The organism is Amycolatopsis sp., assembly GCF_035276945.1.
Lineage (GTDB): Bacteria > Actinomycetota > Actinomycetes > Mycobacteriales > Pseudonocardiaceae > Amycolatopsis_E.
The window spans coordinates 133546-146017 of record NZ_DATELF010000152.1 but is presented as its reverse complement, the minus strand read 5'-3'; the positions used below and the strand labels follow the sequence as shown (position 1 = coordinate 146017).

The following is a 12472-nucleotide window of genomic DNA, read 5'->3' as shown; positions in this document are numbered from 1 at the left end:
CGTCCGCGCCCTCTCGCCCCGCGTCGTCCATCGACCCATCGACGCTGGAGCGATTTCTTCATGCCCACTTTTCTTGCCGCGCCCGCGCGCGGCCGGTCGGCGAGCGCGCTGATCCTCGCCGGAATCCTGTGGGGCACCGGCGGTCTGTCCGGTTCCCTCCTCGCCGCCAAGGCGGGCTTGCGGCCGTTGCCCGTCGCGACCTACCGGCTGCTGCTCGGCGGCGGCGCCATGATGGTCTTCCTCGCCCTCTCCGGCGGCCTGCGACAAATGATCTGGACCATTCCGCTGGTGCGGCGGTTGCTCGCCGCCGGAGTCCTGCTCGGACTGTTCCAGGCTTGTTATTTCGCCGCGGTTTCCCTGACCTCGGTGAGCATCGCGACGATGATCACCATCGGCAGCGTGCCCGTCTTCGTGGCACTGGCCACTTCGGTCCGGGAGCGGCGCAGACCAGGCAACACCACCATCGTCTCGATCACCGGCGCGGTGTTCGGCCTGGTGCTGCTGACGTGGTCGCCGGAAGGCATCGCGGGCGGGTGGCGGCTCGTGGGCGGGGTGGCGCTGGCGTTGTTGTGCGCCACCGGATTCGGCACGCTCACCCTGCTGTCCCGCAGTCCGGTCGACGGCCTGGATCCCTTGCGTACCACGGCATTCGGGCTGCTCGTCGGCGGACTGCTCCTGGCCCCGGCCGCGCTCTGGTCGGGCATGGCACTGCCACTGCGGCTCGACGTGTTCGGTGCGGCGTGCTACCTCGGGATCGTGCCGACGGCCGTCGCCTACGCCGCGTACTTCCGCGGGCTCAGGCACGCGCCACCCGTCGTGACAGCGCTTTCCGCTCTGCTCGAACCGTTGACGGCCGCCGTGCTGTCGGCGTTCCTGCTGCACGACCAGCTCGGCGTGACCGGCTGGTGCGGCACCGGTCTGCTGGTGGCCGCGCTCGGCATCGGTTACTCGCGGGGATAGGCGCCTTTTTGCCCGCCGGAGCTATCCGGCGGGCAACGGCAACGTACGGCCGAGGATCGCGAACGGGCGTGGATCGCCGGCGAAGTGGTAGTCGCGCAGCACGTCACCGAAGCCGACCCGCCGGTACAGCTTCCACGCCCGGCTCGGTCCCTCCGGAGTGGACAGCAGCACGTGCCGGTTCGGTACCCCGTCGAGCAGCATGCGTAGCAGGTCCTCGCCGATGCCGTGGCCCTGGTTCCGCGGGCGGACGTGGATCTCGGTCAGCTCGAAGTAGTCGGTCAGCCAGGCGGTGGCGACCTCCTCGCCCGCCTCTCGCACCAGCCCGCGCCGCACCTGCTCGTGCCACCACTGCCCGGGGCTGCCGCGGTACCCGTAGGCGACGCCGAGCATCGTGCCGTCGGCGTCGAGGGCCGCGACACCGCGCCAGCCCTCGCGTAGCGCGTGGGTGAGCCACATCGGGGCGCGTTGCTCCGCCGTGCCCGACGGGTAGCGCATCGCCTGCACGTAGATCGCGAGCGCTTCGCGCAGCCTGGTGCGGAATTCGTCCGGGGAGAGCCGGACGAACTGGATGGCTCGCGAGGGCCGGGGGGACACGGCGGTCATGATCCCAGCTCCACCGCGCGTCCGCCGGTCAGCGCCAGGAGATCGGCGTAGGTGGTCGGGAACACCGACCTGGCGTGCCCGGCGGCGGCCCAGCTGACCGCATAGCCTTCGAGCGCGGTGTCGACGAAAGTGGTCAACACCCGGGGGTGGCCCACCGGCGCGACGCCGCCGATGACCTGCCCGGTGTGTTCCTTGACGAACTTCGGGTCCGCTTTCTCCACCGTCGAGGCGCCGGCCAGGGCGGCCAGGGTGGCGGTGTCCGCCCGGTGAGCCCCGGAGGTCATGGCCAGCAGCGGCTCGCCGGAGTTCGTGCGGAACACGAGGCTGTTGGCGATCGCGCCGACCGCCACCCCGAGCGCCTCGGCGGCCTGCGCCGCGGTGCGTACCTCGGCGGGTAAAACGCGGATTCCTTCGGCGGCACGATGTAGGCCCGCTTCGGCCAGGGCGGCGGCCACCTTCGCGACCGCGGGATGCTCGAGGCTGCTCATGGGTTTATGAGATCACGTACCGCCGCGGTGGGCGACGGCGTATCCCGGGTTACCCCGATGAGCGGCGGCTGCGTGCGACAAGCAGCCCACCGACCACCACCGCGACCACCACGACGACGAGAATCCACGCCCAGGCGGGGAAGCCACTGCTGGGCTGACTCGCCTGGGCGGTCGGGCTCGGCGAAGCGGGCGCGGTGGAGGGTGCGTTCGACGGGGCCGCCGACGATGTCGCCGCGCTGCTCGAGGCGCCCGCCGCGGCGGTCAGCGTGAAGTGGACGGTGCCCTTGACCTGATCCCCGTCGTCGGAGATCACGGTGTAGTCGAGCACGTACGGGCCCGCGGGACCGGTCGCTTCGACGGGGGCGCTGACCACCGGTCCCGCGGTGCTGGCCTTGCCGACCGTCCACTTCGCGCCGCCCGGTCCGGTGACCAGGATCGGGTCGGCGGGAAGCGTGACGGCCTCGGCGAACTTCAGCCGGACCTGGGTGGGCGCGGCGGCCAGCGAGGCGCCTTCGGCCGGGTCACTGCTGTCGAGTTCGGTGTGGGCCAGCGCCGGGAACGGGGCGGCCACCATCGCGAGGCCGGTCAGCGCGAGGGCGGCGGATATGCGCCTGAGCATCATGCCGTGCAGGTCGTCCGGCCCGGCCGGAAAGTTCCCGCGTGGTTGCAATGGGCTTTTAACGGTCTTTGACGCTATCGGCCGATCTTGGCCGACGAGCCCGATCTCCGGCATTTGACGTACCACCGGCCGCGCGGCGACCGCTGGGGCTTGACGTCGTGCGGCCGGGAGGTGCCACGCGACCAATCTGTGTCCCCCCGGCGAGCGCCACTCGGATTCCGGTTTCGTTGCCCGCAACCGCGGGGTATGCGATCAGGCGTATCGCGCTGAGCGGGCCGTCGCGCAGAAGGCGCGAAGCAGCGGAGTGAAGGTGACCAGGATCTAGGCAGATCCGGGTGTCCCCAGGTCGACGAGTCCGGCAGCGGTCGAGCCGCCTGTCGTGCTCGCCGCCCTGGGGGTGTCCCTGTCGAGCTTGAAGGAGCGTCGCGATCAGTTCTTCGTTCCGCCGCAGTTGCAGTCCGTGCAGCGCATCAGGTCACCTCCTGCCTTGACTGAGTGGTGGGGTGCCAATTCCTACTTGCAGTTCTCGCAGCACCCACAGCTCTTGCCGGTTCCGCGGCATCCGTGCTTGATCCGAATCTCCTCTCGAGGCCGGTACAGGTGCCTTCACCCGATTGCTCGGTGAACCGGAATGTGACGCCGGGCAGGTGGGCGCTGGGGCGGACCGGCCCGGCGTGACTCCATGGAGGTCGTTTTCCGCGCGCGTGTGGTTCCCGGCTGTCGCGTTCTCATCCGATCGTGTGACGTCCTGTCCGAACCCGATGCGGGACTTGAACGAACACGTGTTCGAAGTTACGCTGAACTTGCTCGAACAAAGGTTCGAGATCCGGTGAGCGCTCGCCGGTCAGGTACCCCGGTGTGGGGACGGGGGAAGCGTTTCGGCGCCGGGGTACCGCCATCGATCCGTCAAGCAGGGAGGGGCAATGTCCGTTGCCATCGCATCCCGCGCCGGAGCCGGGCAGCCGGAACTGCCGTTTCCGGCGTCGCCACCCGCGCCGTCCGCCGCACTGAGCCTGCTCGCCGAGGCCCGGCGCGGGCTCGCCGAAGCCGAGGACGTGCTGGAGCCCGTACCTCGGTTCATCGCCTCGTACCTGGCGGCGCTGCGCGCGGGCGCGGCCGTGCTCTCCGCTCGTGGCCGGCCGCACCGGGGCCGCGCCCGGCCGGCCAGCGTCTGGGTGCTGCTCGAATCCGCCGCACCCGAGCTGGGCGAGTGGGCCGCGTTCTTCGCCGCGAACTCGGCCGCGCAAGCCGCGGCGCAGGCCGGCATCACGCGCCGGATCACCACGAGGGCGGCCGACGACCTGCTCCGGCAGGCCGGGCAGTTCCTCGAGATCGTCGACCGGGTGGTGCGCGGCGGCCGGGCCAGCGGCTTCATCCCCGCGCAACGGGAAGCGAAATCGCGTCGCGCCGGCCGAGGCGAGCCGTGACCGCGTGTCCGGATCGGATCTCGCCGCGAGGCCGCACGAAGACGGGCACGTGATGCCGGGACAGGCGTTGATCGACCACGGCAGGCTGCTCGAGGCCCTGAGCACGGAGGCGGAACTGCTCACCGGTGCCGCCCGCGCCGCACCGGCCGGCACGCCGGTGCCGGCCTGCCCGGGATTCACCATCGGAGAGGTGATCCGGCACGTTGGCGGCGTCTACCGGGTCGCGCGGCTGTGGATCACCGAAGGGCGACGGCCCTGGGAATGGCAGCAGGACCCGGAGCCGGGCCAGTCGCTCGAGGACTTCCTGCGAGCAGGGCTGGCGGAACTGCTCGGCGAGTTGACCGCGCACGAGCCTGGCAGCTTCGCGGCCAGTTGGTGGCCGGCGGATCGGACCTACTGGTTCTGGTCCCGCCGCATGGCGCACGAGACCACCATCCATCGCACGGACGTCGAAAGCGCGGCCGGCCCAGGCCTCACCGAGATCGCCGAGGACATCGCCGTCGACGGCGTGGACGAGGTGCTGGCGGTGTGGTTCGGGCGGCGCTTGCCGATGCTCGGCCTGTCCGGGACCACGACCAGGTCCGTCGCACTGCGGACCGCCGGGCACACCTGGATCGCGCGGGCGGGGCCGGAGGAGACGGTCGCCTGGCACTGCTCGACCGCCGAAGCCGAGCGGGCCGAGGCCATCGTGTCCGGTTCGCCGACGTCGCTGTACCTGTGGCTGTGGGGCCGGGTCGGGCACCACGCGGTCACCTGGGACGGCGATCCCGATGCCATCGCGCAACTGTGGGCACTGCTGAGGCTGGCCACCCGATGAATCCAGTACGTGGGGAAGCGCTGCTGGACAGACACGGGAGCCATGCCGGTACTGAAGTGGTTGGCCATCGACGCGGTCTCTCGGCGGAGGCCGGCCGAATTCAGGGCGAGACTGCTGGGCCGGGAAGCCGGCGATGACAGCGTCGTGCGTGCGCCGACGTCCGACGGTCGTACGCTCGACCTGGTCTTCGTGCCGGAGCTCCAGGCCAAGGACAAGGAGGTGCCGAGCTACACCGCGACCGGGGCGGTCGCCGTGATAGTCGTGGATTCCGTGAAGGGGATGGCGGGGGCACCCGAGCGGCTGCGCGAGCTTCGCGGCCTGAATTCGTCTTCTCGGACTGAACAACGTTTTCATGCTTGTTTCGGCGGGATTGCGCACCCCGGTCCAACGCTGACAATCGCGAAACATTCGGGTCCTCGATCCGCAACACTCAGGCGGGATCGTTACCGAATGGAGATTCGACGTGCTCACCGGACCCCGACCGCCCCGATGCCGGAAAGACCGCCGCAGGCCTGGTCTTCGGCCGCGGAGGACGAGACTTCCTGGGCTACCTGGCGAGTGCGGATTCGGATGGACGACCGGCCCGGCATGCTGGCCAGGATCGCGATCCGGATGGCGGACCTGGAGTGCAACATCCTGGGCCTGACAGTGCTTCCGGTGCCGGGAGGCGTGCTGGACGAGGTCGTGATCAAGCCGGCCGCCGGGCTGACCAAGACGCAGCTGATCAAGGCCGTCCGAGAGGAAGGCTGCGGCTGCTCCGGCATCACCGACGCGGATGTGCGCGAATTGGTGGACGCCTCCGCTGCCACCCTCACTGCCGCGAGCCGGGCTGTCGACGACCCGGCGCGGTCCGCGGAAGTGCTGCGGGAGGTGTTGGCCGCCGACCTGGTGACCGTCGTGCCGCTCGCCGAGGCGAATCCCGCACGGACCGAGGGCGGCCATCGGATGGCCTTCGCCGTCGACGGCAAGCGTGCGTTCGTCGCCCGCCGCCGGTGGGCGCCCTTCGTACAATTGGAGGTCGCCAGGGCGGAGGCGCTGCTGGGCCTGCTGGAGAGTGCGCGGACGAATGTCGCCAGGTCGAGCGTGGTGACCTGCACCGACGGGGCCATGATCGTTCTTCGGAACGGACAGCCCGGCGACGCCGACGCGGTCTTGGCGCTGCACGCCCGATGCTCGGCGGACACCCTGTTCCAGCGTTATCAGGCCGGAGCGCGCAGCATGCCCCGCCGCTGGCTGCACCGGTTGCTCATGCCGCCGCGCGGCCTCAGCCTGCTCGCGATTTGCGGGAAAGAGGTTGTCGGGCTGGGGCAGTTCATCGGCGGGGCGACCGGTGAAATCGCGGAGGTCTCCCTGCTCGTCGAGGACGCCTGGCAGCGCAAGGGGATCGGCAGCGCGCTGATGGCGAGGCTGGCCGTACTGGCCGCGGCACGCGGGCACCGGAAACTGGTGGCCATGTCCCTGCCTGGCCGCGACGGGATCTTTCGTACCGCGGTGCGCGCCGGACTCGTCCCCGAGCAACCGGAGGAAGAGGGCCTGATCCGGATCGCCATCCCCCAGGGTGCCACGCCGCGCGCTCTGGGCGAGGTCTAGCCAGGCGGGTGAACGAATATTCTGGGTGTGACCTGCGGCGATGCCGCAAGCGCCCAACTGTCCACAGGGTTGCGACCAGGAGCTATCGCCAGACTGAAGTCGATCCAGCCCTGTAGTACTAACGGCGGTTCCAGAACCAGGCCTTGTTCCTGGCCTCCCGCATCGCCTGCCGCTTGCGGTCCTTGGTCAGCCGGTCGAGGTACAGCAGCCCGTCGAGGTGGTCCGTCTCGTGCTGCAGGCACTGCGCCATGACGCCTTTCCCTTCCACCACCACGGGTTCGTTGCGCAGATCGACACCGCGAACCACCGCGCGTTCGGCACGGACGGTGGGGAACCACAGTTCCGGCACCGACAGGCAGCCCTCGTCGATCTCAGGCGTGGTTTCGGACAGTTCCACGATCTCGGGGTTGATCACGTAGCCGAACTGGTCGTCCACGTCGTAGCTGAACACCCGCAGACCCACCCCGATCTGCGGCGCGGCCAGCCCGGCCCGACCCGCCGGTTTGACGGTGTCCAGCAGGTCGGTCACCAGCGACTCGATGGCCTTGTCGAAGCGGGTCACCGGGTCACAGGGCGTCTTGAGCACCGGATCCCCGAAGTACCGCAGTTCCCGCATCGCCATCGATCCAGATCCTTCGCCTCGTGTTGGTGACGTGTCCTATCTTGGTACGTCACCAACATTCAACATGGAGGTGATCCCTATGTCCGTAACGCAGATCGACCTCGATCATGAAGCATTGGCCGCGGCCATGCGCCTCACGGGTACCACGACCAAGACGCAGACGGTGAACGCCGCCCCTGCGATCCTACGCTGATCGGGTGAAGCGGCTCGAAGCCTTCGAGGACCTCGCCGCGCGGGGAGCGTGAGGCGACTTTGACAAGCCAGTTGCCGCTCAGGCGGCTGCCGAGGAAGCCCGCCGGGCGGCTTTCGAGCGATCTCGTATCTACTGGATACGTCTGCTTTGTGGTAGCTGTTCGGCGTGCCGGGCGCCCTGCGTCGCAGGGATAGGCACACAGCCGCCGGCATGTTCAGGGTATGCGAGCCGACCCGCACTGAGTTTCTGTTTTCGGCCACCCCCGCGCATCGAGACGAACTGGATGAACAGCTTGATGCGTGGCTGAACACCGCTTCACGCTCGGAGCCGGAGTCCTTTCGGGGTGGCGCGGAAGCCGGCGTCGCGCAGGACAGCGGCGAGGGCCGAAGTCAGCGCGTGCTCGCCGTCGGCTCGTTGCACGGAGAGTTGACCCAGCCAGCCTTCCCGGACCGCTTGTGAGAGGGCATTGGCGGCCGCGCGCAGGGCTGGTTCCTCATCGGTGAACGACAGTAGCGAGCGGCCGCCGCGCTCGACGTAGAGCACCGGAATCCCGTCCACGAGCACGACCAGTGCGCCTGCCTTCCGTGCCGGGCGATGCTTGGTGTCGCCGGCCGGAGCGGGCCAGGGCAGCGCGGCGCCGTAGGGCTGAGCGGGATCGGTCGCGGCGAGAACGATCGCGTCGAGCGCCCGCCGGGAACCGGTCGGGTCGGAAAACGCGCGGAGCCGGTCCACGGCACCGCGGGCGGCGAACTGGGCGGCGCCGAGTCCCTCGACGACATAGCCCCTGATGACCTGCCCGGAATCCTCCATGCCGCGAAGCACCTTGTAGATCGCGGAAAATCCGCCCGTGACCCGTTCGGTCTCCAGCGCACCACGGGTGAGCACGCCGTGCCGTTCCAGGAACGCTTCGGTGCGCGCATGGGCTCGCCGCGTGGGATCCACTTCGCGGGGCGGGGTCAGCGCCCACCGGCCCGCCACCGTCGGCGGCCCGGTTCGCGACGGCATGGCGGGCCGGCCGGCCCGCATCCGCGCGTAGCGACCACGGGGCGCGGACTGGCGTGGCTTGTGCGTCGCGCCGCGGCCGGAAACCAGCGCGCGCAGCGGCGCCAGCGTGTCGCCGGTGACCTGGCCGGCCCAGACCAGATCCCACAGTGCCGCCACCACGTCGGCGTCGTTCGGGGCCTGGTCGACCAGTAGGGAGACCCGGTCGACCATCTGGCGGAAGAACTGCGCTCCACCATCCAAAGTAGACAAGATTGCGCCGTGCAGCGGACCGGACGGCGCCTGCTCGTCCGGTTCTGGCAGCAGCAGGTCCGCGACGTCCGCCGGTGCCAGCGCGAGCCACCCGTCGCCGCCGGCCAGCGCGCCGCAGCCCGCCCAGGTGACTTCGCCGGCGATGGTCAACTCGTCCAGCAGAGCTGGGTAATAACCGGGCAGCCTGCTGGGCAGGATCAGCGACTCCACCGCACTGGCCGGCAGTGGCGCCCCGGCCAGCTGTTCGACGACCGAGAGCACGTCATCCGCCGTCGGCGCGGCACGCATCCTGCCGCCGACCCCGTGCCAGGACGGCAGAAACCGCCCGAGCGCGGCCGGTTCCACCGGTTCCACCTCGGCGCGGAGCCTCGCCAGCGAGGCTCGGCGGAGCCGGCGCAGGACAGCCGCATCGCAGTACTCCGTGCCCACGCCAGGTGAATCCGGATGGCCGACCGGGCTCAGCTCACCACGCACGAGCCGGCCCTCGGCGGTCAGGCGGTCCAGGACGCCCCCGACCACGGCGGTGCCGAGACCGAACCGTTCGGCGGCCTGTCTGGCCGGGAACGGACCCCTCGTGCGCGCGTAGCGGGCCAGCAGGTCGCCCAGCGGATCGGCGACCGGTTCGGTGAACGCCTCCGGCACACCGATGGGCAACGCGACCCCGAGCGCGTCCCGGACCCGGCCGGCGTCCTCGATCGCGAGCACGCGCTCCTCGCCGGCGATCCGGACCCGGATCGCGCGCCGCCGGGAGACCAGTTCGGACAGCCATTCCGGCCGGACCCCGCGAGCGGTGGCCTCCTCCTCGGACAGGTCGCCGAGGAACCGGAGCAGGTCGGCCGCGTCCTCCACGTCCCGGGCGTGCCGCTCCGGGTCGAGCCGCTGCAGGGAACGCTCGATCTGGCCGACCACTTCGGCGTCGAGCAGTTCCCGGATCGCCTCGGTGCCCAGCAGTTCCGCCAGCAGCGCGGAATCCAGCGACAACGCGGCCGCACGCCGCTCGGCCAGCGGCGCGTCCGTCTCGTACAGGAACATGCCCACATAACCGAACATCAGGCTGCGGGCGAACGGAGACGCGGACTGCGTCTCCACCTCCACGACCCGCACCCGCCGCGCGCGCACGTCGGTCATCAGCTCTCGTAGGCCGCCCACATCGTAGACGTCCTGGAGACACTCCCGCATGGCCTCCAGCACGACCGGGAACCGTTCGTACTTGGCCGCCACGGCCAGCAGTTGCGACGCCCGCTGCCGCTGCTGCCACAAGGGGGTGCGCCGCCGGGGATCCCGGCGCGGAAGGAGCAGCGACCGCGCCGCGCACTCCCGGAACCGTGCCGCGAACAGTGCCGAGCCGCCGACCTCGGCCACGATCAGCTGCTCCACCTCGTCGGGATCGATCAGCACGTCCTCGGCGCCGACCGTGACTTCGCCGCCGTCGCTGTCCAGCGCGTCCGGCAGGCGCAGCACGATGCCGTCGTCGGAGTGCATGACCTGCGCGTCCACCCCGCGGTTCTCTCGCAGCCGGGCCGCGATCGCCAGCGCCCACGGTGCGTTCACCTGCGCGCCGAACTGCGAGTGCAGCACGATGCGCCAGTCGCCGAGCTCGTCGCGGAAACGTTCCAGCAGGATGGTGCGGTCGTTGGGGATGTGCCGGGTCGCGGCTCGTTGTTCTTCCAGGTACGCCAGCAGGTTGTCACGGGCGCGCTCGTCGAGCCCGGCCGCTTCGGCCCGCGTCCTGGCCTTCAGCCCGTCCGATGTGGACAGTTCGCGGACGAACGCGCCCAGCGCCCTGCCGAGCTCCAGCGGCCTGCCCGGCGCGTCGCCCTTCCAGAACGGCATGCGGGCCGGCTCGCCGGGCGCCGGCACCACGATCACCCGGTCATGGGTGATGTCGGTGACCCGCCACGAGGAGGTGCCCAGCAGGATGGTGTCGCCGACCCTGGACTCGTAGACCATCTCCTCGTCCAGCTCGCCGACCCGTGAACCGGGAGCCTCCCCATCGCCTGGCGTCATCACGGTGAACAGGCCGCGATCGGGAATGGTGCCACCCGAGGTGACCGCGAGCCGCTGCGCGCCGGGACGCCCGCGCAGTTCACCGGTCACCCTGTCCCAGGTGATCCGTGGCCGCAGCTCCCCGAACTCCTCGCTCGGATAGCGGCCGGCCAGCATGTCGAGCACGGCCAGCAGCGCGTCGTCCGGCAGCGCGGTGAACGGCGCCGCCCGCCGCACGGTGGCGGCGAGGTCGTCGACCGTCCACGGCTCCAAGGCCACCATCGACACGACGTGCTGGGCCAGCACGTCGAGCGGATTCCGCGGACAACGCACCGCCTCGATCGCGCCGCCGGTCATCCGTTCGGACACCACCGCGCACGAGACGAGGTCGCCGCGGAACTTCGGGAACATCACCCCGGTCGACACCGCGCCGACGTGGTGCCCCGCGCGGCCGATCCGTTGCAGCCCGGAGGCCACCGTCGGCGGCGCCTCGATCTGTACCACCAGGTCGACCGCGCCCATGTCGATGCCGAGTTCGAGCGAGGAGGTGGCGACCACACACGGCAGCCGTCCGGACTTCAGCTCCTCCTCCACCTGCGTGCGCTGCTCCCGGGACATCGAGCCGTGGTGCGCCTTGGCGATGGTCGCGGCCGCGCCGGTGGTGAGCCCGGACTCTCCGATCGCCTCGGCCGGAAAGCGCTGTCCAGGTTGCAGCTCGGTCTGCTCGGCGGCCAGCTCGTTGAGCCGAGCGGTGAGCCGTTCGGTGAGTCTGCGCGAGTTGGCGAACACGATCGTGGACCGGTGCTCGCGGAGGAGTTCGAGCACCCGCTGTTCGACCGCGGGCCAGATCGACGGTCGCTGAACGGCGGATCCGGCGATCTCTTCCTGCGTGCCGATCCCCCCTTCCGACGGCAGGGGCAAGGACTCCACCGGGGCGGCGGGCGCGTCGAGATTTCCCATGTCCGCAACCGGAACCTCGACCCGGACCTCGATCGTCTTCCGTGGTTCCGGCCGCACCACCCGTACCGGCCGCACGCCGCCGAGGAACGCGCTCACCTCGTCGACCGGACGGACGGTGGCGGACAGCCCGATGCGCTGCGCGGGACGGGACAGCAGCGCGTCGAGCCGTTCCAGGGACAACGCGAGATGCGCCCCGCGTTTGGTGCCCGCCACGGCGTGCACCTCGTCGACGATCACCGTTTCCACCCCGCGCAAAGACTCCCTGGCCGATGAGGTGAGGATGAGGAACAGCGACTCCGGCGTGGTGACCAGGATGTCCGGCGGTGTCCGGCCGAAGGACCGGCGTTCCGCCGCCGGGGTGTCACCGGTGCGCATGCCGACGCTGATCTCCGGCGGTGTCCGGCCCAGCCTGCGCGCGGCCTGCGAGATCCCCGCCAGCGGCGCCCGCAGGTTGCGCTGGACGTCCACGGCCAGCGCCTTCAACGGCGACACGTACAGCACCCGGCAGCGTTTCGCGGGGCTTTCCGGGGGTGGACCGACGGCCAGCCGGTCCAGCGCCCAGAGGAAGGCCGCGAGGGTCTTGCCGGACCCGGTCGGCGCCACCACCAGGGCGTGCTCGCCCGCCCGCGCGGCCTGCCATGCGCCCGACTGGGCTTCGGTCGGCGCGGCGAAGGCCCCCGCGAACCAGTCCCGGGTCGCGGGGGAGAACAGGTGGAGCACCTCGTCGCCCATGACTCCATCTTGAACCCACCCACCGACAGTTTTGGTCGAGCACGTGTGCGGGCAGCCAGGCCGCGGCGTTGATTGCCGGTTTCCGGTGACCAGGATGGCGGCCTGCCCCCCGCCCCCGTACACGGTTGTTGTCGAGCGCCAGGTGTCTATCGGGGGTTTCGTCGGCGTACCCGGCAACATGGTTCAAAGCACGTGTGCGGGTAGCCAGGCCGCGACATTGA

General features: G+C 70.6%; 10 protein-coding genes. 5 read left to right on the top strand and 5 right to left on the bottom strand.

The window, feature by feature from the left end:
* Positions 1-60: 60 nt before the first annotated feature.
* The gene (locus VJT49_RS27130; protein ID WP_324167749.1) at positions 61-960 is read left to right on the top strand and encodes a DMT family transporter; all 900 of its coding nucleotides are present in this window, start codon (positions 61-63) and stop codon (positions 958-960) included.
* Positions 961-981: 21 nt separating this feature from the next.
* Here the strand turns inward: VJT49_RS27130 and VJT49_RS27125 are convergent, their stop codons facing one another.
* From VJT49_RS27125 to VJT49_RS27115, 3 genes are read right to left on the bottom strand one after another with little or no spacing between them, the layout of a single operon-like run.
* The gene (locus VJT49_RS27125) at positions 982-1563 is read right to left on the bottom strand and encodes an N-acetyltransferase (RefSeq protein WP_324167748.1); all 582 of its coding nucleotides are present in this window, start codon (positions 1561-1563) and stop codon (positions 982-984) included.
* Complete coding sequence (locus tag VJT49_RS27120) at positions 1560-2051, bottom strand: YbaK/EbsC family protein (protein ID WP_324167747.1); 492 nt, start codon at positions 2049-2051, stop codon at positions 1560-1562. The genes VJT49_RS27125 and VJT49_RS27120 overlap by 4 nt, the downstream gene beginning before the upstream one ends.
* A 49-nt stretch (positions 2052-2100) precedes the next feature.
* Positions 2101-2673 carry a copper resistance CopC family protein gene (locus VJT49_RS27115; protein WP_324167746.1) on the bottom strand — a complete coding sequence of 191 codons (573 nt, stop codon included), beginning with the start codon at positions 2671-2673 and terminating at the stop codon, positions 2101-2103.
* Positions 2674-3593: 920 nt separating this feature from the next.
* Between VJT49_RS27115 and VJT49_RS27110 the strand changes: the two genes are divergently transcribed.
* The 3 genes from VJT49_RS27110 to VJT49_RS27100 all read left to right on the top strand — a co-directional run bounded on the left by VJT49_RS27110 (position 3594) and on the right by VJT49_RS27100 (position 6504).
* Entirely contained in the window at positions 3594-4097 is a 504-nt protein-coding gene (locus tag VJT49_RS27110) for an SAV_6107 family HEPN domain-containing protein (RefSeq protein ID WP_324167745.1), read from the top strand.
* Between the two features lie 52 nt (positions 4098-4149).
* Positions 4150-4914, top strand: coding sequence for a maleylpyruvate isomerase N-terminal domain-containing protein (locus tag VJT49_RS27105; RefSeq protein WP_324167789.1), 765 nt, complete (start codon positions 4150-4152; stop codon positions 4912-4914).
* A gap of 489 nt (positions 4915-5403) precedes the next feature.
* Positions 5404-6504, top strand: a complete 1101-nt coding sequence (locus VJT49_RS27100; protein WP_414636099.1) for a GNAT family N-acetyltransferase — start codon at positions 5404-5406, stop codon at positions 6502-6504.
* A gap of 118 nt (positions 6505-6622) precedes the next feature.
* On the opposite strand, the gene def is transcribed toward VJT49_RS27100, so the two are convergent.
* The gene (gene def, locus VJT49_RS27095) at positions 6623-7126 is read right to left on the bottom strand and encodes a peptide deformylase (RefSeq protein ID WP_324167743.1); all 504 of its coding nucleotides are present in this window, start codon (positions 7124-7126) and stop codon (positions 6623-6625) included.
* On the opposite strand from def, the gene VJT49_RS35475 reads away from it, so the two are divergent.
* Entirely contained in the window at positions 7044-7319 is a 276-nt protein-coding gene (locus VJT49_RS35475; RefSeq protein WP_414636098.1) for a type II toxin-antitoxin system VapB family antitoxin, read from the top strand. The two genes, def and VJT49_RS35475, sit on opposite strands and share 83 nt — an antisense overlap.
* Before the next feature lie 315 nt (positions 7320-7634).
* Here VJT49_RS35475 and VJT49_RS27090 read toward each other — a convergent pair whose 3' ends face one another.
* Positions 7635-12251 carry an ATP-dependent helicase gene (locus VJT49_RS27090; protein WP_324167742.1) on the bottom strand — a complete coding sequence of 1539 codons (4617 nt, stop codon included), beginning with the start codon at positions 12249-12251 and terminating at the stop codon, positions 7635-7637.
* Positions 12252-12472: the final 221 nt, after the last annotated feature.

Excerpts from the sequence above, each read along its gene's own strand:
- VJT49_RS27130 (WP_324167749.1), top strand. The coding sequence starts at position 61 with ATGCCCACTTTTCTTGCCGCGCCCGCGCGCGGCCGGTCGGCGAGCGCG.
- VJT49_RS27125 (WP_324167748.1), bottom strand. The coding sequence starts at position 1,563 with ATGACCGCCGTGTCCCCCCGGCCCTCGCGAGCCATCCAGTTCGTCCGG.
- VJT49_RS27120 (WP_324167747.1), bottom strand. The coding sequence starts at position 2,051 with ATGAGCAGCCTCGAGCATCCCGCGGTCGCGAAGGTGGCCGCCGCCCTG.
- VJT49_RS27115 (WP_324167746.1), bottom strand. The coding sequence starts at position 2,673 with ATGATGCTCAGGCGCATATCCGCCGCCCTCGCGCTGACCGGCCTCGCG.
- VJT49_RS27110 (WP_324167745.1), top strand. The coding sequence starts at position 3,594 with ATGTCCGTTGCCATCGCATCCCGCGCCGGAGCCGGGCAGCCGGAACTG.
- VJT49_RS27105 (WP_324167789.1), top strand. The coding sequence starts at position 4,150 with ATGCCGGGACAGGCGTTGATCGACCACGGCAGGCTGCTCGAGGCCCTG.
- VJT49_RS27100 (WP_414636099.1), top strand. The coding sequence starts at position 5,404 with ATGCCGGAAAGACCGCCGCAGGCCTGGTCTTCGGCCGCGGAGGACGAG.
- VJT49_RS35475 (WP_414636098.1), top strand. The coding sequence starts at position 7,044 with ATGGCCTTGTCGAAGCGGGTCACCGGGTCACAGGGCGTCTTGAGCACC.
- def (WP_324167743.1), bottom strand. The coding sequence starts at position 7,126 with ATGGCGATGCGGGAACTGCGGTACTTCGGGGATCCGGTGCTCAAGACG.
- VJT49_RS27090 (WP_324167742.1), bottom strand. The coding sequence starts at position 12,251 with ATGGGCGACGAGGTGCTCCACCTGTTCTCCCCCGCGACCCGGGACTGG.